Origin of the sequence: Collimonas sp. OK242, assembly GCF_900107095.1 — a bacterium.
Classification (GTDB): Bacteria; Pseudomonadota; Gammaproteobacteria; order Burkholderiales; family Burkholderiaceae_D; genus Collimonas.
The window spans coordinates 157,680-179,983 of sequence record NZ_FNOR01000013.1; the positions used below are offsets into that span (position 1 = coordinate 157,680).

The window sequence follows — 22,304 nt, forward strand, 5'->3', positions numbered from 1 at the left end:
TGCGGCCCAGAAGAGGATTACACGATTTGATTCTAATCCTTTTTCTAAGATGCAACAGGGATTTCTGTTTTTCCGTTCCAGGGCGCGACCTTGAATAAAATCAACATCCCTGGCAGCGCCAGCACGAAACATAAAATGAAAAAATGAAACCAGCCGGTTTCTGCAACAATGTAACCGACCGAGGAATTGATGAAGGTACGCGGCACCGCAGCAAGGCTGGTGAACAAGGCATATTGCGTCGCGGTGTAGCGCGGATCGGTGGTGCGCGCGATATACGCGACAAAAGCCGCGGTGCCGAGACCGACACCGAACGCCTCGCCGCCGATCACGATCGCCAGCACCAGAGGATCCGGCCCGGCCTGCGCCAGCCAGGCGAATCCGAGGATGGTCACCGCTTGCACCACGCCAAAAATCCACAAGGCGCGATTGATTCCGATTTGCACCATCCAGATGCCGCCGACCAGGCCGCCAACCAGACTGGCCCACAAACTGGTGGTCTTGGAAATCACACCGATCTGCGTCAGCGAAAAACCGAGATCGATATAAAACCGGGTAGCAAGCGCGGTTGCCATGCTGTCGCCGAGCTTGTACAGAAAAATAAAACCCAGTATCCACAATGCGCTACGCCAGCCATCCCGCGCAATAAATTCTTGAAACGGCAACAAGACGGCTTCCCGCAGGCTCTTTGGCGGCACGCCGTACACCGTCGGCTCCTTGATCAGCAAGGTGCAGATCAAACCTGGCAGCATGAACCCGGCCGTGATCCAGAATACCGCCTGCCAGCTCATGTGATCGGCCAGGAACAGCGACAAGGCGCCCGGCACCATGCCGGCCACCTTATAGGCATTGACGTTGATGGCAGCGCCCAGGCCCTGTTCGCTATCCGGCAGGATTTCGCGCCGATAGGCGTCGATCACGATATCCTGGCTGGCCGATAAAAACGCCACCAGCGCAGCGATGCAGGCAATCCCCGCCACCTGCGTATGCGGATTGAGCATGCCCATGCCGCCGATGGCGACGAACAGGCTGGCCTGGGTCAACATCATCCAGCTGCGCCTGCGTCCGAGTTTGCCGAAATGAAAACGATCCATCAACGGCGACCACACGAATTTCCAGGTGTAAGGAAACATCACCAGCGCGAATAAGCCGAGCGCCTTCACATCGAGGCCGGATTTACTGAGCCATGCTTGCAATAAACTGAGCAGAATGAACAGCGGCAGGCCGGAACTGAAGCCGAGGAAGGCGCAAATCAGCATGCGCCGGTTGAGATAGTGATGCCAGGGATTTGAATCTGATGTCATGGATGCGCCCGCGGCGGCGGGGAGTTTAGGGTATGCCGCCGGCCTGCAGTTGCAGACCGCGGCCTGAAATCGCCGTCATTCCCGCGAACGCGGAAAGGACGTGGCTAGCGTTTTACCAAAATAGTTATGCGGCCTTATTTATTTCTTGCGCAAGCGGAATACCGCAAGACTACCACGCCAGTTCGGCAACACCGATATCGGCCGGCCATCATGCAGGGCGACGCATTCCAGCACTTCCAGGCCGACTTCATTCGCCAGTTCCTCAAAATCCTTGATGGTGGCGCAACGCAGGTTGGGTGTGTCATACCATTCGTACGGCAAACTCTTGGAAACCGGCATGCGGCCACGCATTAACGCTACCCGGTGCGGCCAGTAGGCGAAATTGGGGAAGGATACGATCGCTTCGCGCCCGACCCTGGCGATATCGCGCAATACGCCCTCGACATTTTTCATCATTTGCAAAGCCGACAGGCACAGCACGGTATCAAAGGCATCGTCGGCAAACAGGTTCAGCCCGGCCTCCATATCCTGCTGAATCACCGAAACGCCGCGCGCTACGCAAGCCGGGATCTTGCTGTCATCGATTTCCACGCCGTAGCCGGCGCATTGCTTGTCGGATTGCAGATAATCAAGCATGACGCCGTCGCCGCAACCGAGGTCGAGCACCTGAGATTCGCCGCGCACCCAATGTGCAATAAAAGCCAGGTCCGGGCGCAAACTGCTTAGTTGATCAAAATTCATTTACCGCTCCTGCCACTTCAGTAACTGCATTCGATACGGCTGGCTGCTCCAGCTCCTGCCAGATGCGGTTGTAGTATTCGCCCACCACCGCCATATAACGCGGGTCATCCAGCAAAAAGGCGTCGTGGCCGTGCGGTGCGTCAATCTCGGCATAGCTGACGCGACGCTTATTGTTTACCAGGGCCTGTACGATTTCGCGGCTGCGTTCCGGCGAAAAACGCCAGTCGGTCATGAACGATACAAGCAGGAATTGCGCCTGAGTCTTGCTCAGGGCGAGGGTCAGGTCGCCGCCGAATTCCTTGGCCGGGTCGAAATAATCGAGGGCCTTGGTGATCAGCAGATAGGTGTTGGCGTCGAAATATTCAGAAAATTTATCGCCCTGATAGCGTAAATACGACTCGATTTCAAAATCGATGCCAAAGCCGAACTGGTAAGCGCCGGAACGCAGGTCGCGGCCGAATTTTTCCGCCATGTCGTCATCCGACAGATAGGTGATGTGGCCCACCATGCGCGCCACGCGCAAGCCGTTCTTGGGCACCACGCCATAGGCGTAATAATTGCCGCCATGAAAACCCGGATCAGTCAGGATCGCCTGGCGCGCGACGTCGTTGAAAGCGATGTTTTGCGCCGACAGTTTGGGGGTCGAAGCGATCACCACGCAGTGGCGCAGACGGGTCGGATACAACAAACTCCAGGCCAGCGCCTGCATGCCGCCCAGCGAACCGCCCATGACGGCGGCAAATTGCGTGATGCCCAGCACATCGGCCAGACGCGCCTGCGCTTGCACCCAGTCCTCCACGGTCACTACCGGGAATTCCGCGCCATACGGCTTGCCGGTGGCGGCATTGATATGCATCGGCCCGGTGGAGCCGAAACAGGAACCCAGGTTGTTGACGCCGATGACAAAGAATTTATTGGTGTCGAGCGCCTTGCCTGGCCCCACCATGTTGTCCCACCAGCCGACACTCTTTGCGTCGTCCTGATATACGCCGGCGACGTGATGCGAGGCGTTCAAGGCATGGCAGACCAGCACCGCATTCGATTTGTCGGCGTTGAGGCTGCCATAGGTTTCGTACACCAGCGTGTAATCCGCCAGCAGCGCGCCGCTTTGCAACTGCAGCGGCGTCGCGAAATGCATGGATTGCGGGGAAACTATTCCTTGGGACATGGTTCGTACGCTTGTGTTGTTTGGAAATAAAAAAAGCCCGAGAGCTTTCGCATATCGGGCTAAATTCAGGGCTTGTACTTCAAGCTCGCTTTAGCCGTATTTATTTAGCATCATCCGGTCCGCAAACCAGGTGATGCCGCGCGCCCGCAAGCTGAGGTGGTAAGACCATTCAAATCGGCGCGATAGCTCAAGAATAACCAAGTCGGGGCCTGGCGTCAAACTGGAACTCCAGGACAGGCTGATGGCGGCAGCTATGCCGGCATGCGCATCTGGCTGACAGCCGCAGCAATCGCGCTCGGCTCGGTATTGCGCAGGATTTTTTTGGTTTGCGGCATCAGGTCGTCCAGATCGCTGTTCAGCACTTCCTGTTTCACCGCCAGCAACTGTGCCGGATGCATGGAAAACTCCAGCAAACCCATGCCCAGCAACAAACGCGTGAATTTGACATCGCCCGCCATCTCGCCGCATACCGACACCGGGATCCCGGCTTTGCGGCCTAATGCAATCACGGTTGACAACAAAAACAAGACTGCCGGGTGCAACGGGTTATACAAATGCGCCACTTCATGGTCGACACGGTCGATCGCCAGCGTGTACTGGATCAGGTCGTTGGTGCCGATCGACAGGAAATCCATGCGTTTGATAAACATCGGCAAAGCCAGGGCCGCCGCCGGGATTTCAATCATGGCGCCGATCTGGATGGCTTCGTCGAAGGCGATGCCTTCATCGCGCAATTGTTGCTTGGCCTGCTCGATGATTGCCAGGGTTTGATCGATTTCAAAGGCATGCGCCAGCATCGGAATCAGCAATTTGACCTTGCCCAAGGCGGAGGCGCGCAAGATCGCCCGCAGTTGTGTCAGGAACAGTTGCGGCTCTGCCAGGCAATAACGAATCGCACGCAAACCCAGCGCCGGGTTCAGCGCCGTCTGCTCCTCGGTATTGATCGGCTTGTCGGCGCCGACATCCAATGTACGGATGGTGACCGGCCGCCCCTTCATTGCCGCTACCGCCTGCCGATACGATTCAAACTGCTCATCCTCGGTCGGCAGCTCATGTTGAGGGCCGATGCGGCCCATGAACAGGAATTCCGACCGGAACAGGCCGACGCCGCTGGCGCCGGCATCCATCGCCGCCGCACAATCGCTAGGCAGCTCGATGTTGGCCAACAAGGTGATTTCGGTGCCGTCCAGGGTAACCGCACGGGTTTTCTTGATCTTGCCCAGCTTCCGGCGCGAACGCAGCAGCTGTGCCTGCCGTTCCCGATATTGCTTGAGTATCACCGTTGCCGGATCGACAATCACAACGCCGGCGTCGCCATCGATGATGATCCAGTCATCCTGCTTGATCAACCGGGAGGCGTTATTCATGCCGACCGCTGCCGGAATGTCCAGGCTGCGCGCCACAATCGCGGTATGCGAGTTCTGGCCGCCGAGATCGGTGACGAAACCGGCGAAAGCGCGGTCGCGGAATTGCAGCATGTCGGCCGGTGAAATGTCATACGCGACCACCACGATATTGGCGAAAGAAGCGCCGTCGCTATCGACCTCCGGCAATCGGGTGGAGGTGCCGGTCAGCACTTTCAGCAGACGCTCGCCGACTTGCAGCACGTCCATTTTGCGCTCGCGCAGATAGGGATCTTCGATTTCGTCGAACTGCGCCGACAATTCGTCGATCTGGGTCACCAGCGCCCACTCGGCGTTATATTGGCGGTTACGGATGATATCGAGCGACATCTCGGCCAGCATCGGATCCGCCAGGATCAGCAGATGGACATCGACAAAAGCACCCAGCTCGGGCGGGGATTCCTTGGGCAAATCGCTGCGGATGGTCTGCAGTTCGGTGCGCACTTTGGCCACCGCGTTTTGCAAACGCTGGACTTCCGCTTCGACCTCGGCTTCGCCTATCAAGTAGTGTTTGACGTCCATTGCCGCCGGCGCCAGCAAATGGGCGCGGCCGATCGCGATGCCGCGCGAAACCGGAATGCCGTGTAAGGTAAAGGATGCCATCTGGTCAGCCCGCTGAAAAGAATATGTTTTATCAATTGCGAGACAGAGTCCAAGCGCTGCCATGCATGGCTAGCGGCAATGCTCCATCTCCAAGGCAACCGGGCTCAAAACTGTCGAAGGGCGCTCAATTGCAGGCCGTCTTACTCACCTTCGCCGAATTTATCTTGAATCAGCTGATATAAGGCATCAAAGCAGTTTTTCTCATCCTCGCCGTCGGCCTCCAGCAATATCGTGCTGCCCTTGCCGGCTGCCAGCATCATCACGCCCATGATCGACTTGGCGTTGACGCGACGCTTGTTGCGGGTCATCCAGACTTCACATTTGAATTTACTTGCCAGTTGTGTAAATTTAGCTGACGCGCGAGCGTGCAAGCCGAGTTTGTTGATGATTTCGATTTCTTGTTGAATCATTTGTCTTTTATCTAATATTTGATTTATTGAAAGACCCAGCCTTTGGCGTACCGCCTTAGTGCCTTAGTGCGCCACCCGCACCCGATTATCGACCCGCACCGCGCCGCCTTGACCGCCGGCCAACGCCATTTCGGTCACCACGTCAAGGGTATCGTTACGATAGGTCAAGGCGCGCAACAGCATCGGCAAACTGATGCCGGCAATCACCTGAGTCTGGCTGCCGGTGCAAAACGGCAGCGTGCAATTGGACGGCGTGCCGCCCATGACATCAGTGATCACCAACACGCCGGAACCATCGTCCAGCCGCGCCGCAGCCTCTTTTGCCAGTGTTTGCACTTCAATCGGATTCTGGTCGGCGACCACGTCGATCGCTTCGAGCCGCTCCGGCGTCTGGCGAAATACATGAGAGGCAGCTGCGATGAATGCCTGGCCCAGTGGGGCGTGGGTTAAAAGAAGAATGCCAATCATAGTGTCAATCTCAAATCCTGCTTGCGGATTTGTCCGGGTTTACAGCGGTTTTACAACAACGACCATCCTGTTTCGCGACTTTTACCGTGACGATCAGGACAAGATAAATCGCGGTAATCGATTACTGCGCGATTACTGCAGCGCTGCTTCCAGCGCATTGATGAACATCTCGGCAACATCAAAACCGGTTTGCTGTTTAATTTCCTGAAAGCAAGTCGGGCTAGTGACATTCACTTCCGTCAGATAATCGCCAATTACATCTAATCCTACCAGTAACAGACCGCGCTGTAGCAACACCGGTCCAAGTGCTTCGCCGATTTCACGATCGCGCGCCGTCAGCGGCTGCGCCACACCGATGCCGCCGGCTGCCAGGTTGCCGCGCACTTCGCTGCCTTGCGGAATCCGCGCCAGCGAAAAGGGCACCACTTTACCGCCAATCACCAGCACCCGCTTGTCGCCGGCGACGATCTCAGGAATGAAACGCTGGATCATGACGGTGCGATGACCGTTGTCGGTCAGGGTTTCAATGATCGATCCAAGATTCAGGCCATCTTGCCGGACCCGGAAAATGCCGGTGCCGCCCATGCCGTCGAGCGGTTTCAGGATCACGTCCTGATGTTCTTCATGGAAGGCGCGCAAACGCGCCGCATCGCGCGTCACCAGGGTGGGCGAAGTGTATTTCGAGAATTGTGCGATCGCCAGCTTTTCATTGTGATCGCGGATCGCCTGCGGCTTGTTGAATACCCGGGCGCCCTGTGTTTCCGCCAGCTCCAGCAAATACGTGGTGTAGATGTACTCCATGTCGAAAGGCGGGTCTTTGCGCAACAGGATCGCATCGAATTCCGACAAGAACATGGACGCCGGCGCGCTGGCGCGGTACCAGTCCTTGTCGTCGCCGGTCAGGCTGACGCGGATCACGTTGGCGGTGACAATCCCGCTTTCCAGCGCCATGTCTTTTTGCTCGAACGCATAGATGGTATGGCCGCGCTTGACGGCTTCGACCATCATTGCGTAGGTTGAGTCCTTATACGTCTTGAAGGTAGCGAGCGGATCGGCGAGGAAAGCAATTTTCATTTTTTTGGGCCCAATGACTGTCAGGACAGAGTGCTAATCAATATTAATATTCTTCCGGATTCGGATCGGTCTTTTCCATCTCCAGCGAAGCCGCCAGCAAGGCCAAACGCGCGACCACGCCGTACATGTAAAACCGGTTCGGCGCAGTGGTGCCTGGTTTGGCCAGCATATCCGGCAACGCATGCTGCTGGGCAAAGGCCAACGGTACGAAATGGGCACCCGGCGCATTCAGGTTTTCATTGATGCCGCGTTCGGCATGCACGCGATAAAACCCCCCGATCACATAGCGGTCGATCATGTACACCACCGGCTCCGCCACCGCATCATTGATATGCTCGAAAGTATGCACGCCTTCCTGGATGATCAGGTCATGGATCTCGCCGCCGGCTTTGCCCAGCGACAGTTTCTCGCGCTGCTTGCGGCTCAACTCCTTGATCTGGCTGACATCGGTCACGCTCATCACGCCCATGCCGTCGGTGCCGGCATCGGCCTTGACGATCACGAACGGTTTTTCCGTGATGCCGTATTCCTTGTATTTCTTGCGTATCTTTGCCAGCAGCGAACTGACGCTGGCGGCTAATTTGTCATCGCCGTCGACGGCCTGGAAATCGACCTGGTCGACCTTGGCGAAAAACGGATTCAGCATCCACGGATCGACATCGACCAGTTTGGAAAATTTCTTGACCACTTCATCGTAGGCCGCGAAATGGTTGCTCTTGCGGCGCACGGTCCAGCCGGCGTGCAGCGGCGGTAACAGGTTTTGCTCGTTAAGATTTTCCAGAATCGACGGCGTGCCGGAAGACAAATCGTTATTCAGCAAAATGGTGCAGGGATCGAAATTCTTCAGACCCAGGCGACGCCCGTTGGCGGAACGTTCCAGCGGCTCCAGCGTGATCGTGCTGCCGTCCGGCAATTCAATGGTTTGCGGCTCCTTCAAATCTTCCGAGAGCGAACCAAGCCGGACATGCAAGCCGGTCTGACGGAAAATCTGCATCAGCCGCGCTACATTTTGCAAATAGAAAGTATTCCGTGTGTTCAGTTCCGGCAACAGCAACAGATTCTTAGCATCCGGACAATATTTTTCGATGGCTGCCATCGCAGCCTGTATTGCCAGCGGCAACATTTCCGGCGAGAGGTTACTAAATCCGCCTGGAAACAGGTTGGTATCAACCGGCGCCAGCTTGAAACCGGAGTTGCGCAAGTCGACCGAGCAATAGAATGGCGGCGTGTGCTCTTGCCATTCCATCCGGAACCAGCGCTCGATGGCAGGCGTGGCCGCGAGGATTTTCTTTTCCAGTTCGAGCAAAGGGCCGTTCAGGGCGGTGACAAGGTGGGGAACCATATAAAGCTTTCTTTTTGGGAACTATGTAGCGTCTGCAACTTGCGCAACCGCCTGCTATGGAAATATCCTTTCAGGACTTCCTCGGCAGGCAAGAGACGCAGATTCTAACGGGAAATGCATTGTTTCGCCGGTTACCCGGTGTGACGCCACTTAACATGATGATCCAACGACCGGCTCATTGGCCTGGTATACGAGCCAAGTTTACATCGGGTCAATCGGGAATTTTTAAAGCCCCGGAAAAACAAAAAAGCGCCATCAGGCGCCTTTTCAAGAATGCCATATTGACATCGAATCAAACGTGATAATCAGCAATCATCAAATCCGCTTGTACATGAAACTGGTGTCGGTCAATTTACCGGCCGTCGAACGGGCATAGGCGGGAATGATGCCGGCCAATTCGAAGCCGAGCGAACCGTACAAGGATTCTGCGGCATCGCCGGTGCGCGTATCCAGAACCAGCAAGGAGCGGCCGTCGGCGCGCGCGATTGCCTCAGCCCGTTGCATCAATATCCGCGCGACGCCTTTGCGCCGTACGTCGGGGTGCACCAGCAGTTTCGAAATTTCGGCGCGATGACGGCCATTGGCCGGCGCCGCCAGCACCAGCTGCACGGTGCCGACAATCTGTCCGGCAAAGCGCGCCACCAGCAGGCGACGGCCGCCGCTCACCAGCGAGCCGCTGACACCGTACCAGAAAGAAAATGCATCTTCCGCATCCGGCTTGCCCAGAAAACCGACGCTGGCGCCCTGTCCTACGCAAGCCATCAGAATCTCGGCCAGCGGGCCGACTACCTGATCGAACTGATCCGCCCTGACGTCTTCAACCGTGCATGTGGTCAAGCGTTGCGGAGTAATGGACGGGTCCAAGCTGAAATCCCCTGAAACAAGTATGGCAGAAAACAAAAATCCCGGGCCATCGCTAACGACCCGGGATTACACGGAACATCGCACCGGATAGCTTTGTTGCAGCTATCCGGCGCCTTTCGGTAAAACTTAATCGTGATAAGCAGATTCGCCATGGCTGGAGATGTCCAGGCCTTCGCGCTCTTCTTCTTCCGTTACACGCAAGCCCATGACGATGTCGACCAGCTTGAATGCGATCAGCGAAACCACGCCGGACCAGATCAGGGTCGTCAGCACGCCTTCAAACTGAATCCACAGTTGGCCGGGAATCGAATAGTCCGGCGTCACGGCATTGGCGACATAGTCATAGATGCCGGTTCCGCCCAGGCTAGGCGCAGCAAACACGCCTGTCAGCAATGCGCCCATGATACCGCCGACGCCATGCACGCCGAACACGTCCAGCGCATCGTCCGCACCCAGCAATTTCTTCAGGCCGGTAACACCCCACAGGCAGACGAAGCCAGCCAGCAAGCCCATGACCAAGGCGCCCATCGGGCCGACAAAACCGGCGGCAGGCGTAATCGCCACCAGGCCGGCAACAGCACCGGAAGCGCCGCCCAGCATCGATGGCTTGCCTTTGCCGATCCATTCGCCGGCGCTCCAGCTCAGTACTGCAGCGGCAGTCGCCAACAAGGTGTTGATAAAGGCCAGCGCGGCGCTGCCGTTGGCTTCCAGGGCGGAACCGGCGTTGAAACCAAACCAGCCGAACCACAGCAGCGATGCGCCGACCATGGTCAGGGTCAGGCTATGCGGCTTGAACGCTTCCTTGCCGAAGCCGACGCGCTTGCCGATCACATACGAACCAACCAGACCAGCGATAGCGGCATTGATATGCACCACGGTGCCGCCGGCGAAATCCAGCGCGCCCTTCTGGAACAGCCAGCCGCTGGCAGCGGTCACTTTTTCGGCAGCGGCAGCGTCGGTAAAGCCATCCGGACCAGGCCAGAACCAGACCATGTGCGCCATCGGCAGGTAAGCGAAAGTGAACCACAACACGGTGAAGACCAGGATCGCGGAGAACTTGGCGCGCTCGGCAAAAGCGCCGATGATCAGGGCACAGGTAATCGCAGCGAATGCGCCTTGGAACACCACGTAGGCAAACTCAGGCACTACCACGCCCTTGCTGAAAGTGGCGGCGACAGAATCCGGTGTCATGCCATGCAAGAACAGACGGCTGAAGCCACCGAAGAAAGCATTGCCCTCCGTGAATGCGATGCTGTAACCGTAAAGTATCCACAGCACGATGATCAGCGAGAACACAGTGAAACACTGCATCAGCACCGACAGCATGTTTTTGCTGCGTACCAGGCCGCCGTAGAACAAACCCAGGCCGGGCAAAGTCATCAAGATCACGAACGCGGTACACACCAACAACCAGGCGGTGTCGCCCTTGTTCGGTACCGGCGCGGCAGGCGCCGCTGCGGCTGGAGCGCTGGCGGCAGCGGCGGCCGCTGCAGGTGCAGCCGGTGCTGCCGCTGCAGGCGCAGCAGCTGAAGCAGCTGAAGCATCTGCGCTGGCCGACGTTGCTACGCTGGCGCTGGCGGATGCCTCGTCGGCGGCCGATGCCGGCAACATCGAAGTTGCCGCGATCAGCGCACAAGCCGCTAAAATCGTAGTAAGCATTCTGTTCATTTTTTTTATCCCCTTAGATTGCGTCTTTGCCGGTTTCACCGGTACGAATACGAATAACTTCCTGCAGATCAAACACAAAGATCTTGCCGTCGCCGATCTTGCCGGTGCGGGCGGCATTTTCAATCGCCTCTACGGCCTGCTCCAGAATGCTGTCATCTACCGCTGCTTCGATTTTCGTTTTCGGCAAAAAGTCGACCACATACTCGGCGCCGCGGTATAGCTCGGTATGGCCTTTTTGACGGCCAAAACCCTTGACCTCGGTCACGGTTATGCCTTGTACGCCAATCGCCGAAAGTGCTTCACGCACTTCGTCGAGCTTAAATGGTTTGATGATTGCTGTAATCAGTTTCATGTCGGCCTCGCTTATTTTGGGGGCGGCTTGCGTGGAGTGCATGGATAGCTTTACGCCTGCCGCCGTGGATACTGCTGTTTTGCGTCGATCAGAAGGTCTTCGCTACAGAAAACACAGCGCCGTTGCGGCCCAGGTTCTTGCCGCTCGGGCTGACATAAGCGCCATCCTTGGCATCGGTGCCGACATAGGCCAGCCCCAACGTGATGCCGGCGAGCTGATCGAAGGTCTTGGTGACGCCGACTTTCCAGTCGGTATAGCTGGCAAAGCTGGTGTGCTCCACCGTTTGATGGCCCAGGTGCAGCCCCAGCGTGACGCCCGCACCGACATCGAAATTGGCGCCGGCATCGTAGTAAGCGCTGTTCTTGCTATTAACGGTGCCGAACAGGTTGGTCATCGCATGCGAATATTTGAAATAGGCCGGGCCATAGCCGATCTGGCCATACAGCTCGAAGGTATTGGCGTTTCTGCCGATTTGGGAGTAGTTATTGGTTGGGTAGTAGTAGTACAAACCGCCCACGTCATACGTGAAACCGCCAGGCAGATCGCCGCGTTTGCCGCCGTAGATATCCCACTCCACCGGTCCCTTGCCGCCGGTGCCCGTATTGGCGCTGTCGACCGCATCCTTGATCCATTTAATGTTGGACAACCAGGTTCCTGCATACAGGCCGGTCGGATTATTGGTGTAGTCAGCGCCACCTTGTACAGCAGGGTCGAAACGCGTTTGCGAGATACCGCGGAAGCGATAGTCGTTGACGGCGCCGATGTTGTAACTGATTTCGTTATCCGGCTTGGCTTCCTCCGGCTTGGCATCTTCGGCATAGGCCAGGCTTGCTGTAAAACATGAGGCTATTGCTAAGGCTAAAATCAGCTTTTTCATGGTTGTCCCTGTGGTATGTTGAATGAAAAACTGCTAAATCAGTACTCTTCAAGCTTTCCATAGCAGAACCCATGCCAACTGGTCAGATCGCTCCTTTTGGCCCGTAGCAACCTATTGTGGAGACATTTACCCACTGCTTTTTATTAACTATTAACAAATAAATAATAAAAAACGTTCCTCCGTAGGAAATTTTGGCAAACAAATGCACCACAATAGAGCGGACATTTAAATAAGATCAATTTTGGTGCGAAAAATCCAGAAAAGAACTACATGACAGCCCGTAGTCAACTACAGTTCAACGCCAGGCTTGTTGCAGAGATGATAATGCGCGCCGAATCGACGTTTCGTCGACGCCGGCAAAACCCAATACCAGGCCGGCCCGATGTTGCTGGTTGACGTTTTGGCCAGGCAACAGAAACCGGCTAAGCGGATTGATTTCAACGGCGGCGGCGATGGCCCGGGCCACCAGTTGGATCTCCTGCTCTGCACTGCTCAGGGGCAGGCTCAAGTGCAGACCTGCGGCGACCTTGGGCAAAGGGTGTTGCTGCCCAAACAGAGGCGTCCAGGCTCCCATCAGGGCATCGCGCCGGGCCATCGGACATCCGGCGCCGCTCGCCATAGCTGCTCAAATGGTGCTGCATGGATGACTGCTGTACGGTTGGGCTTGCCGCCGCTTGCGTGTCAGACCTGGCTACGGTGGCGGCAGTTGCCAGGATCCGCTGGCGCAACGCCAGGCAGAGTTGCTTGGCCGAGCCTTTGCCGGGATCGAGTGCAATGCCGGCGGGATCCAGATTCATCGAAAGGGGCGGCACAGGCTTCACATTGGACCTATAAATATAAGCAATCTTGGATCTTTGATGATGCCAACTTATGGCGTTACGATCACTACGATAGACGCTGCTTTCGTTTCTTCATCGTCCATCGTCACCGTATTCTCATAGGAGGTTATCTTGGCTTCAGAATCAACATCAAGCGTACAAACGTATATCAAACCGCTCGGCGAACAGGATTTTGTTATCTGGCAGCAGCAATGGCAGGGCTACCAGGATTTTTATGAAGTTGACATTCCGCAGGCCACGCGCCTGCTAACCTGGCAGCGTTTGCTGGATCCCAAGGAGCCGATATTTGGCGCACTGGCGATGGTGGGCAGTGAGGCGGTCGGCCTGGTCCACTGGATTTTCCAGCGGTCTTGCTGGACCGTGGAAGACTCCTGCTATTTGCAAGACTTGTACGTTTCTCCACAGCAACGCGGCACCGGCGCCGGCCGGCAACTGATCGAACACGTGTATCAAGAAGCCAAAGCCGCCGGCAGCACGCGCGTGCATTGGCTGACGCATGAGACCAACAAGACCGCCATGCAACTGTACGACCGCATCGCGGTGCGTTCAGGTTTCGTGCAATATCGCAAGCAGCTCGATTAAGAATATGCTGAATCTTCTTGGACGGCAGGATGATTCCCACAAAGCAGTAATGGCTTAAATCGCCGCGCCGAATCGCGATTTCAATGCCGGGTTTGCGCGTATCGGTTATCATTTTTTTATTTACTGCCAAAGGGCGACCGATCATGAACAAACCCAACTTTTTTGACGACATCCAGGCCAAAATCAATCAAGCCATCGAAAATTCACCTGCTAAAGATATCGAAAAGAACGTCAAGGCAATGCTGGGCCAGGGTTTCGCCAAACTGGATCTGGTCACACGCGAAGAATTTGACGTGCAAGCGCAGGTATTGGCCAACACGCGTGAAAAACTTGAAGCTCTCGAAGCCCGCGTGACCGAGCTTGAAGCGCAACTGAAGCGCCCATGATGGGTGCCTCGAAAAACCGTAGCGAGCGGCGCAAGGTCGGCACGAGAAGCGCAGCCGTACGAAAGTACGGTGAGCATCGCAGTGTCGAGATTGCGCCGCGCAGTAGGTTTTTGAGGCACCCATGATGTCGCGCCAGTGACGCTGGCCGTACTCAAGAGCCGAGCGCTGGCAGGAATGCAAGCGCCCGCAGTCACAGTTGAAGTCCACCTGGCCAACGGCCTGCCATCTTTTACTATCGTCGGCCTGCCCGAAACCGAGGTCAAGGAATCCAAAGACCGGGTCCGCGCGGCGCTGCAAAATGCCCGTTTTGAATTTCCCTCGCGCCGTATCACGGTTAATCTGGCGCCGGCCGATTTGCCGAAAGAGTCAGGCCGCTTCGATTTGCCGATTGCGCTCGGCATCCTGGCAGCCTCCGGACAAATACCGGCGGATGAACTGGATGACTATGAATTTGCCGGCGAACTGTCGCTATCCGGCGAGCTGAGGCCGATACGCGGCGCGCTGGCGATGACGTTTGCCATGACTGCCCAGAACGCTAATCCGCTTGCCACCAAGAGCCGCGCCTTCATCCTGCCGCGCGCCAGCGCCGATGAAGCGGCGCTGGTTACCGATGCCCGCATTTTACCGGCCGACAGCCTATTACAAGTGTGTAGCCACTTCAGTTCTCGGCAAGCAGAAACAAGGTTGTCGCGCCATGTTGCAAAACAACAACGAAAACCGCCTCACTATCTGGATTTCAGCGATGTAAAAGGTCAGTTGCAAGCCAAGCGCGCACTGGAGGTAGCCGCAGCCGGCGGCCATAGCGTATTGCTGATGGGGCCGCCCGGCACTGGAAAGTCGATGCTGGCGGCGCGCTTGCCTGGCATTTTGCCGCCAATGAGCGATCGCGACGCGCTGGAATCGGCGGCAGTGCAGTCGCTCGCCAGCGGCTTTTCCAATGCAGCCTGGAAAGTAAGGCCTTATCGCTCCCCGCATCACACGGCATCGGCCGTAGCACTGGTGGGCGGTGGCAGCCCGCCCCGTCCCGGTGAAATTTCACTGGCGCATCGCGGCGTATTGTTTCTTGACGAGCTGCCGCAATTCGACCGGCGCGTGCTGGAAGTATTACGCGAACCGCTGGAATCCGGCCACATCACGATTTCGCGGGCGGCCCGGCAAGCCGATTTCCCCGCGCAATTCCAGCTGATCACGGCCATGAACCCCTGCCCCTGCGGCTATTTTGGAGATGCCGTAAAACAGTGCCGCTGCACGCCCGATAATATCTTGCGCTATCAAAACAAAATCTCCGGCCCATTGCTGGATCGGATCGACATGCAGATTCAGGTGGCTGCGCTACCTCAGGATCAATTATTGAAAGCAGCCAACGGCGAACTGTCGGCGACGATAGCTGCCAGAGTGGAACAGGTATGCGTGCTGCAACTGGCACGCCAGGGCAAACAGAACAATGGTTTGTCGGCCAAAGAAATCGATCAATACTGCAAACCCGACAGTGCCGGAGAAAAGTTGCTGCGAGGAGCAATGACCCGCCTGAACTGGTCGGCACGCGGCTATCATCGCGTACTCAAGGTTGCCCGCACGATCGCAGATCTGGGCGGCGCCGATCAGGTTGCCTCAACCCATGTGGCGGAAGCAATCCAGTATCGGCGCGCTTTGAATGATGTTTAACAGAGGGTAGTGCTGCGTTGAAGACGAACGTACCGGCCCGTGTTCGCCATTGCTCTGGCTGCGCGTCTCTCGTCAAGCAGCTTATCGCCGCCCATTAGCGTCAGCCTCGCGCTCCTCCGTACTTTATATGCCATCCCTAACGCTTGCTGGTCCCACAGTCACTGAGACTCTGCAGTCCTTGAATTTCTATCGAATGCTTCTCATACAACTCGTGAGTCTGAACCTTTGACATTTTTGGTTCACCCTGCAACAAAGCACTACACAGTTCGCTCAACAGTAGATTTTTCCGAACGATGCATTCACGAGCCTTGCCCATGACGGACACCTGTTCCTGGAATTACGGCACAGCCAGCAAATTCTTGTCCATGGTTGTCGTTTCGTTGGCCGGATCTTGCACGATGTAAATCATGGCGGCGGGACCAACCCATAACTCACCGCTGCAGAGATATGTTCGCAAGACAACTCTAAGAAGCGACATTTCCAGGATGCGTCTTGACTGCCACCATCTTGATTATTTACCGGGGTGCCGTGCCATGTTCTCCATCGCCTTGACTGAACTTCTCTCATCAAGTAATTAGCCGCTGCCCATTAGCGTCTGCCTCACGTTCTTCAGTACCTTATTTGCCATTGCTAATGTTTACTGGTCTCACAGTCACTGAGACTCTGCAATCCTTGAATTTCTGTCGAGTGCTTCTCATACAACTCGTGGATCTGAACCTTTGACATTTTTGGTTCGCCCTGCAACAGAGCACTACACAGTTCGCTCGACAGTAAATTTTTCCGAACGATGCATTCGCGAGCCGCGCTCATGGTGGCAAACTGCTGCTGGAATTGCGGCATCGAAAGCAAGTTCTTGCCTACAGGCGACTTTTCGTTGGCAGGATTTTGTACGACACAGGTCATGGCGGCAAAGCCAACCCATAGCTCTCCACCACTCGCATGCGCAACGTCTGTCAATCCACCAATCAACAAAATTCCTGTCTGTCCCAGTGCAAGAAAATTCTTCTTGATGTTCATATTCATTCCTTTTTCCTTTTGTTTTTTTTACAGACGGCGAGTCGTGCCAGCGCTTCTTAATTCGACGAATACACACTTGCAACCCGCTGTTACGTTTGATCACATCGTGTCCGTTATTTCAACAAAAAACTTAGCTGGTGGTTCTATAAAAATAGACCTCATTGAGTTCAATTGACGCCTGCCTGTCCATCAGTGGCATCGATTTGTTCGAGAGGCCGCTCAAAATTATCTATGCGATTGTTCTCCATGTGCACGCTTTGACTATCCCGCAAAGCAACTGCTGCCGTATTTCCACTTGTCCCATAATTCCTGATGGTATTGCCACGCACTACAGCATGCTCCACGTCCCGTAGATAAATCCCATAGGAAGAAAATTTCGACGGCTGCGTGCTTCTCGTTAATCGATTGTTTTCAACTACCGGATGAGGGCCACGGATAACTACTGGCGCCAGGAAGCCGGCATTCAATGCAACGTCATTGTTGCGTACTACAGCATTGGCAGCTGAGATAGCAATACTTCCCGTTTCAATGCGCATATTTTCAACCCGAGTGAAATTATCTGCGTCAAAGCGATCCGCCGTATAGCCCCCACCTCTATTGATATTGTCGGAGCTTGGCGCATGCAGCGATTGAATAGCAATTTTTCCTTTTTTGATCACGCCATTTTTAATAACAATGTTACGGCCGCGTCCAAAAATCTCGATAGAGCTTCCCGACAAGCTCAAGGTATGTCCCTGCAAATCCACCTCAACATCGTTCGCGAATATTTCCAAGAATGCGCTACTGCCACAGCTCCCCAGCCATTCGGAACAACTGAAACGATAATCTTGATCAATGCAATATTTTCCGGGCTTAACTACCGAAAGATATGGAAATGCAGATCCTTTTCGATCCCAGTGAAGCACTTCGCATGACGTAACTGGATTGCTAATAGCATCCGCCGCACATGCCGACTCAGAAAATGTACATCCAAGCAATGCAACATTACCGGCTATTAGCACAATACATTTATTAAAGAATGTATTTCTTCTACGTATAGTTGCCAATGATCTCGCCGATGCAAGTGAAGCATTTATGACGTTTCGTTTTGACACTTAATTCGCCTTTACACAAGATGTAATGCAAGTTCCCGGATAATCTTTTTGATCCAAGCCGTCTAGATTTTTCAACCTATTACTTTCAGCTTCTGGCCTCATGTATCCGTCTGCTCCTTTTGGCGTCATGTCAATTCCTTCGAAGCCCAACAACTTCAACACTACTTGTAGTTCCCCGACCTTCGAAGCAAAATTCGGATGGGTTGGATCGATACTTGCATCTTCCTTTATAGTGTCTTCATTCGCCTTTGTAGCGTTATATTGCTCGAGGAAAGGTTCGAGATCACTAAATGCAATCTCAGCTGTAGATATCCCTAGTTGCCCTTTCATATTAATCATTTGCGTGTACACGTCCTTTTCCATTTCCAACGTCCGAGCTTCGTTGGTATTCCAGCCAGAGTGGTTGTAGGTCATATCTGGATTGGTACCCAAATAGCCATGTCCGATTCCAAGCTGTGTATCAGAAAGAGGGACATGCCAAACAGCATCGACAGGAATATCATTTGAATTTCGATGAGAAAATGTATCTTGAAACGCATGGAGATATTCCCCAAAAAATTGCAAACTTGGGCATTTTGTTGGTGCGTTTTCAGCTGCATGCAAAAGATTCAGCAGCTGTTGGCTAGGATCGGTTAGAGCAAGGTCAAGATTATTATTTTTGTATTTTTCTTCTGTCGTGCCAGTTGTACCATCCGAAAGCGTGAAATGGTAGTTCTTTAGACGAGGTTGATTATCGAATATGGATTTTATATATTCGGGCGAACCTGTTTCATCTAAATCGATTGGTTCCGTCAAGGGATTATCGTCGACAAACTGGGCCGCAAGTGCAATCGTCCTGGCGTCTTCTTTGTCTATCCCGGCCGCTATGGCAAGAAAATAGGTCATGTAATAGTGAATATCCGACTGGTATAACTCCAACGGATCAATCTTGTTGATCGGATCCCCCTGCACATACGAATAAGGATCCGGCCCATCCAGATATCCCAGCGGATCAGGCTGCAGGTAGCGCCCTGTGGCAGGATTGTAGGTCCGATGGAAGTTGTCATGCAGACCGGTCTCGGCGTCGTAATACTGACCAGGCAGGCGCAGGTTGAGCGTGCTGCCGTCCTTGCTTTGAATCTTCGCCTGTCCCCATGGCGCAACGTCCGCCTGCCAGACGACATGCTGGTCGCTGTCGGTCATGGCAATCGGCGCACCGCGCTGGTCCGCATGGATATACAGCAGACGATTGGATTTTCCTGCCGCACTTTCCAGTTTGGCGACTGGCGCCGGTTTGCCGTCTTCGGTCAGATACAGGTATTGCGCGCTGATGTGCCCCTGCCGGTCGGTCTCCGCCACCAACCAGCTTTGCTGCTATAAATAGTGGGTAGCATCTTATGAGATATAGATTCACGCCATCTTTTTCATGAAACCGCATCGCGGGAATATCACGTAAATATTTGACGTTGGTTCTTTGAGAAACGCTACCGCATTATGTTCACAGCGGCTCTGACTGAACTTCTGTCGTCGAGCAATTTATATGCCTCCTCGGCTCCCGTGATGGTATTACCTTCCAGTGTGACGTTCCGTGAATTTTTTAATACGATAGCCTCGGATCCCGTGGCCCGGCCTTCTATCACAATACGATTGTTACGCACTACGCTGTCAGCGGCATCTTCCAGATATAGGGCTACCGGTGGTTCATCACCTGCTTCTTTTTGATCTTTGGCTCTCAGAATGATTTCATTGTTCTCGAATACCAGATTGGGGCCGTACAAATTCACAGCACCGTTGCCACCAATGATTTTGCAGTTGCGAATCACATTGCTCTTGCCTTGCATGATGATAACCGTGCCGTCGGCCTCTAGCGTCAAATTCTCTAGAACATATTCAGTCGAACGATATTGAGATATATCACCATCGTAGTCTGCAAGTTTTCCAGCTGAAGAGCGAACATCGACACCCAACATTTTGTGATAGAACCGGACATTTTTTTCATTCCCCGCATGCACCATGAAAACGCTAGCTTGCTTTGACGTCGTAATACTGCCATTGCCGATCCTAATCGCGCGATAAGGTGCGATCCTGCCACCATCATTCGATAGCAAACGGCCGTCATACAGCCAGACGCCTTTACCATATGGGATCTTTGCCGAAAGACTATGTCGCATCAAATCGATTGTCACGTTCCCACTATCAATGCTAATTAATGCCCCCATAGGGACAGCTTGATGCGGCAGACGAAACATGGGAAGCGTTTGATACAAATCCTGGGCAACACAATAGTTTCCAGACCTAAAAACGCCAACCGACCATTTGTTAAAGTCTTTCAATTCAATGCAGTTTTCCCCGCGGTATTGAACAATATTTGTCTTCGATGTCTCTTCCTTTTCCAGACCTTGTGCAACCCCGACCGCTCCCAAAAATAGTGTTACGCTTGCCAAGAACATCGCACCTAATCTGTTAATTCGAATCATTATTTTCGACATCATGGCAAAATTGAACCTTCGAAACTTGAATCATTTTCATTGAAAGCATCCCCAGTTTTATAACCGTTGCTATCGTCCTTATACCGCAAAAAATTATTACGATTATCTTGGCCTTGTTGGATCTTGTATTGCCCTCTATTTTCCACTGTTAAATCAAGTGTTCCCACATCTCCATTCACACCCACAAATTGATAACCCCATTTTTGAAGCTGGTCATTCAGCATATCCACTTTCTTGCTCGCCCCAGCAAAATCGCTGGTATTACTGCTGTCTTCCTTCGTCGCATTAAATCCCACCACACTTCCGACACCTTTGAGCATCGGCTCAATTTCTTCCCAAGTATGCGACTGATTCGTTGTTGCTCCCCAGTCGGCACGTAAGCGTTCGAACACTTCGTGCTCCGCCTCCAGAGAACGGTCTTCGTTGTAACTCCAGTCATGTCCAAAAATTTGGGTTTCATTGTACGTATGATCAGGGAAATGGCCATACACGGCATGCCCAAAGCCAGCGTTGATTGCAACGGGCCTGTTGTCGTAGCGCCGATGGGCGAACGTATCCTCAAACGCATGCAAGTACTCACCATACATCACAGCTTTGGCGCATTGGCTACCGAGATCGCCCGCGTTTTTCGACGCGTTGAACAGTCGAGTTAACTGCGGATTTTTTGGATCATAGTAGCGTGTGGCTGGGTCGCTTGTGAGATCGTCGTCGGGTGTCTGTGTGAAATGATAACTAGCCAGCCGGTTTTGCACCTCGGCGTTATTGGTGAGGATGTCCCACGCTGCCGTAAAATAACTTGGAGCGAGCGGATATGTGGCGGGATTATTGTCGACATATTGGTCGCCGGTTGCAATTATATAGGCCATTCTAGGATCCACCCCAGCCGCCATCGCCAGAAAGTAGGTCATGTAGTAATGAATATCTTCTTCATACAGCCCTAGCGGATCAACCTTGTTGATCGGATCCCCCTGCACATACGAATAGGGATCCGGCCCATCCAGATATCCCAACGGATCAGGTTGCAAGTAGCGCCCTGTGGCAGGATTGTAGGTCCGATGGAAGTTGTCATGCAGACCGGTCTCGGCGTCGTAATACTGACCAGGCAGGCGCAGGTGAAGCGTGCTGCCGTCCTTGCTTTGAATCTTCGCCTGTCCCCATGGCGCAACTTCCGCCTGCCAGACGACATGCTGGTCGCTGTCGGTCATGGCAATCGGCGCACCGCGCTGGTCCGCATGGATATACAGCAGGCGACTGGATTTCCCTGCCGCGCTTTCCAGTTTGGCGACCGGCGCCGGTTTGCCGTCTTCGGTCAGATACAGGTATTGCGCGCTGATGCGCCCCTGCTGGTCGGTCTCCGCCACCAAACGGTTTTGTTGCCACAAATAGTGGGTAGTAACAGCGTCTTTCTGGCTGTTGCCGTAGACGATTTTTGTCACGCGCTGACTGAAGCTGTTGTAGCGGTAGGTAGCTACCGGCTTCCCGCTTTTTGCATCCGTTACCGTTTCAATCTGCCCTTCAGGCGTATAGCTATACCGATACTGACCATCATCCACCGAACGGCCTAACGCATCGCGCTGGTTGCGGATGCTGCGCACCATGCTGTCTCGTGTGGCGGCAACGGTCTGCAGATGAGGCAAGGCTGCGACGGGTTTCAATGCACCGAATCCGCTGTAGTCGTAGCTGGCCTTGACGATGTTGCCGCTGGCATTGGTTTGCGTATCGGCGGCAGCCTGCAGAGCCCGGATGCGTGGACCGACGCCGTAATCATAGCGCCAGCTGGCGATACTATTGCGGCCGTCACCGATCTTCATCGAAGTCAAACGTCCGGCGATATCAAATCCTTTCGCCGTCTTGATCCCGTTGCCTTGGGTATAGCCGGTCAGACCGTTATAAGGATTAAAACCGATCTCAGCGACCACGGTCTGCTTTGGCAGAATAGCTTTGGCCCATTGCAGCCAGCTTGGCAGTTTCTCGATTTGGCC

At 54.4% G+C, this 22,304-nt stretch carries 21 protein-coding genes; 3 read left to right on the top strand and 18 right to left on the bottom strand.

Translation table 11 applies throughout. The features are described 5' to 3' along the window. Positions 1 to 44: 44 nt before the first annotated feature. The 13 genes from BLV81_RS15945 to BLV81_RS16010 all read right to left on the bottom strand — a co-directional run bounded on the left by BLV81_RS15945 (position 45) and on the right by BLV81_RS16010 (position 12,890). On the bottom strand, positions 45 to 1,301 hold the full coding sequence (locus BLV81_RS15945) for an AmpG family muropeptide MFS transporter (protein WP_092357996.1): 1,257 nt from the start codon (positions 1,299 to 1,301) through the stop codon (positions 45 to 47). A gap of 138 nt (positions 1,302 to 1,439) precedes the next feature. Further along, on the bottom strand, positions 1,440 to 2,042 hold the full coding sequence (metW, locus tag BLV81_RS15950; RefSeq protein ID WP_092357998.1) for a methionine biosynthesis protein MetW: 603 nt from the start codon (positions 2,040 to 2,042) through the stop codon (positions 1,440 to 1,442). Beyond that, positions 2,032 to 3,210, bottom strand: coding sequence for a homoserine O-succinyltransferase MetX (locus BLV81_RS15955; protein WP_092358000.1), 1,179 nt, complete (start codon positions 3,208 to 3,210; stop codon positions 2,032 to 2,034). Before BLV81_RS15955 ends, metW begins: the two co-directional genes overlap by 11 nt. 251 nt (positions 3,211 to 3,461) lie before the next feature. Beyond that, a complete protein-coding gene (gene ptsP / locus BLV81_RS15960; protein ID WP_092358002.1) occupies positions 3,462 to 5,216 on the bottom strand; it encodes a phosphoenolpyruvate--protein phosphotransferase in 1,755 nt (584 codons plus the stop codon). A gap of 140 nt (positions 5,217 to 5,356) precedes the next feature. Next, on the bottom strand, positions 5,357 to 5,626 hold the full coding sequence (locus tag BLV81_RS15965; protein ID WP_092358004.1) for an HPr family phosphocarrier protein: 270 nt from the start codon (positions 5,624 to 5,626) through the stop codon (positions 5,357 to 5,359). Positions 5,627 to 5,689: 63 nt separating this feature from the next. Continuing rightward, positions 5,690 to 6,094: a PTS sugar transporter subunit IIA gene (locus BLV81_RS15970; RefSeq protein ID WP_092358006.1), complete on the bottom strand. Its 405-nt coding sequence runs from the start codon at positions 6,092 to 6,094 to the stop codon at positions 5,690 to 5,692. A gap of 132 nt (positions 6,095 to 6,226) precedes the next feature. Beyond that, positions 6,227 to 7,168 carry a glutathione synthase gene (gshB, locus tag BLV81_RS15975; protein WP_092358008.1) on the bottom strand — a complete coding sequence of 314 codons (942 nt, stop codon included), beginning with the start codon at positions 7,166 to 7,168 and terminating at the stop codon, positions 6,227 to 6,229. Between the two features lie 43 nt (positions 7,169 to 7,211). Next, positions 7,212 to 8,510, bottom strand: coding sequence for a glutamate--cysteine ligase (gshA, locus tag BLV81_RS15980; protein WP_092358010.1), 1,299 nt, complete (start codon positions 8,508 to 8,510; stop codon positions 7,212 to 7,214). 315 nt (positions 8,511 to 8,825) lie between these two features. Further along, on the bottom strand, positions 8,826 to 9,374 hold the full coding sequence (locus BLV81_RS15990) for a GNAT family N-acetyltransferase (protein WP_255365264.1): 549 nt from the start codon (positions 9,372 to 9,374) through the stop codon (positions 8,826 to 8,828). A 126-nt stretch (positions 9,375 to 9,500) separates the two neighbouring features. Beyond that, positions 9,501 to 11,042, bottom strand: a complete 1,542-nt coding sequence (locus BLV81_RS15995) for an ammonium transporter (protein WP_092358014.1) — start codon at positions 11,040 to 11,042, stop codon at positions 9,501 to 9,503. A 13-nt stretch (positions 11,043 to 11,055) separates the two neighbouring features. Further along, the gene (locus BLV81_RS16000; protein WP_014008135.1) at positions 11,056 to 11,394 is read right to left on the bottom strand and encodes a P-II family nitrogen regulator; all 339 of its coding nucleotides are present in this window, start codon (positions 11,392 to 11,394) and stop codon (positions 11,056 to 11,058) included. Between the two features lie 88 nt (positions 11,395 to 11,482). After that, a complete protein-coding gene (locus tag BLV81_RS16005; RefSeq protein WP_092358016.1) occupies positions 11,483 to 12,271 on the bottom strand; it encodes a TorF family putative porin in 789 nt (262 codons plus the stop codon). Between the two features lie 295 nt (positions 12,272 to 12,566). Next, a complete protein-coding gene (locus tag BLV81_RS16010) occupies positions 12,567 to 12,890 on the bottom strand; it encodes a hypothetical protein (protein ID WP_092358018.1) in 324 nt (107 codons plus the stop codon). 331 nt (positions 12,891 to 13,221) lie between these two features. Here BLV81_RS16010 and BLV81_RS16015 point away from each other — a divergent pair, with 331 nt between their 5' ends. The 3 genes from BLV81_RS16015 to BLV81_RS16025 all read left to right on the top strand — a co-directional run bounded on the left by BLV81_RS16015 (position 13,222) and on the right by BLV81_RS16025 (position 15,743). Then, entirely contained in the window at positions 13,222 to 13,692 is a 471-nt protein-coding gene (locus tag BLV81_RS16015) for a GNAT family N-acetyltransferase (RefSeq protein ID WP_369823890.1), read from the top strand. A gap of 143 nt (positions 13,693 to 13,835) precedes the next feature. Next, entirely contained in the window at positions 13,836 to 14,078 is a 243-nt protein-coding gene (locus tag BLV81_RS16020; protein ID WP_092358064.1) for an accessory factor UbiK family protein, read from the top strand. Between the two features lie 135 nt (positions 14,079 to 14,213). Beyond that, the gene (locus BLV81_RS16025) at positions 14,214 to 15,743 is read left to right on the top strand and encodes a YifB family Mg chelatase-like AAA ATPase (RefSeq protein WP_092358020.1); all 1,530 of its coding nucleotides are present in this window, start codon (positions 14,214 to 14,216) and stop codon (positions 15,741 to 15,743) included. A 630-nt stretch (positions 15,744 to 16,373) separates the two neighbouring features. Here BLV81_RS16025 and BLV81_RS16030 read toward each other — a convergent pair. From BLV81_RS16030 to BLV81_RS16050, 5 genes are all read right to left on the bottom strand, one after another. After that, positions 16,374 to 16,766, bottom strand: coding sequence for a hypothetical protein (locus BLV81_RS16030; protein ID WP_092358022.1), 393 nt, complete (start codon positions 16,764 to 16,766; stop codon positions 16,374 to 16,376). 161 nt (positions 16,767 to 16,927) lie between these two features. Further along, positions 16,928 to 17,854, bottom strand: a complete 927-nt coding sequence (locus BLV81_RS16035; protein ID WP_143036352.1) for a right-handed parallel beta-helix repeat-containing protein — start codon at positions 17,852 to 17,854, stop codon at positions 16,928 to 16,930. Next, positions 17,855 to 19,192 (bottom strand): RHS repeat-associated core domain-containing protein, encoded by a 1,338-nt coding sequence (locus BLV81_RS16040; protein ID WP_176992856.1) that lies wholly within the window; start codon positions 19,190 to 19,192, stop codon positions 17,855 to 17,857. A 125-nt stretch (positions 19,193 to 19,317) separates the two neighbouring features. Beyond that, positions 19,318 to 20,325: a right-handed parallel beta-helix repeat-containing protein gene (locus BLV81_RS16045; protein ID WP_092358028.1), complete on the bottom strand. Its 1,008-nt coding sequence runs from the start codon at positions 20,323 to 20,325 to the stop codon at positions 19,318 to 19,320. Next, positions 20,322 to 22,304: RHS repeat-associated core domain-containing protein (locus tag BLV81_RS16050; RefSeq protein WP_143036353.1), on the bottom strand; the 1,983-nt coding region annotated here is incomplete at its 5' end. The genes BLV81_RS16050 and BLV81_RS16045, both read right to left, overlap by 4 nt.

Excerpts from the sequence above, each read along its gene's own strand:
- BLV81_RS16045 (WP_092358028.1), bottom strand. The coding sequence starts at position 20,325 with ATGATGTCGAAAATAATGATTCGAATTAACAGATTAGGTGCGATGTTC.
- BLV81_RS15970 (WP_092358006.1), bottom strand. The coding sequence starts at position 6,094 with ATGATTGGCATTCTTCTTTTAACCCACGCCCCACTGGGCCAGGCATTC.
- BLV81_RS16010 (WP_092358018.1), bottom strand. The coding sequence starts at position 12,890 with ATGGCGAGCGGCGCCGGATGTCCGATGGCCCGGCGCGATGCCCTGATG.
- BLV81_RS15995 (WP_092358014.1), bottom strand. The coding sequence starts at position 11,042 with ATGAACAGAATGCTTACTACGATTTTAGCGGCTTGTGCGCTGATCGCG.
- BLV81_RS16020 (WP_092358064.1), top strand. The coding sequence starts at position 13,836 with ATGAACAAACCCAACTTTTTTGACGACATCCAGGCCAAAATCAATCAA.
- metW (WP_092357998.1), bottom strand. The coding sequence starts at position 2,042 with ATGAATTTTGATCAACTAAGCAGTTTGCGCCCGGACCTGGCTTTTATT.
- BLV81_RS16005 (WP_092358016.1), bottom strand. The coding sequence starts at position 12,271 with ATGAAAAAGCTGATTTTAGCCTTAGCAATAGCCTCATGTTTTACAGCA.
- gshA (WP_092358010.1), bottom strand. The coding sequence starts at position 8,510 with ATGGTTCCCCACCTTGTCACCGCCCTGAACGGCCCTTTGCTCGAACTG.
- ptsP (WP_092358002.1), bottom strand. The coding sequence starts at position 5,216 with ATGGCATCCTTTACCTTACACGGCATTCCGGTTTCGCGCGGCATCGCG.
- BLV81_RS16030 (WP_092358022.1), bottom strand. The coding sequence starts at position 16,766 with ATGAATATGAACATCAAGAAGAATTTTCTTGCACTGGGACAGACAGGA.
- BLV81_RS15945 (WP_092357996.1), bottom strand. The coding sequence starts at position 1,301 with ATGACATCAGATTCAAATCCCTGGCATCACTATCTCAACCGGCGCATG.
- BLV81_RS15965 (WP_092358004.1), bottom strand. The coding sequence starts at position 5,626 with ATGATTCAACAAGAAATCGAAATCATCAACAAACTCGGCTTGCACGCT.
- BLV81_RS15955 (WP_092358000.1), bottom strand. The coding sequence starts at position 3,210 with ATGTCCCAAGGAATAGTTTCCCCGCAATCCATGCATTTCGCGACGCCG.
- BLV81_RS16000 (WP_014008135.1), bottom strand. The coding sequence starts at position 11,394 with ATGAAACTGATTACAGCAATCATCAAACCATTTAAGCTCGACGAAGTG.
- gshB (WP_092358008.1), bottom strand. The coding sequence starts at position 7,168 with ATGAAAATTGCTTTCCTCGCCGATCCGCTCGCTACCTTCAAGACGTAT.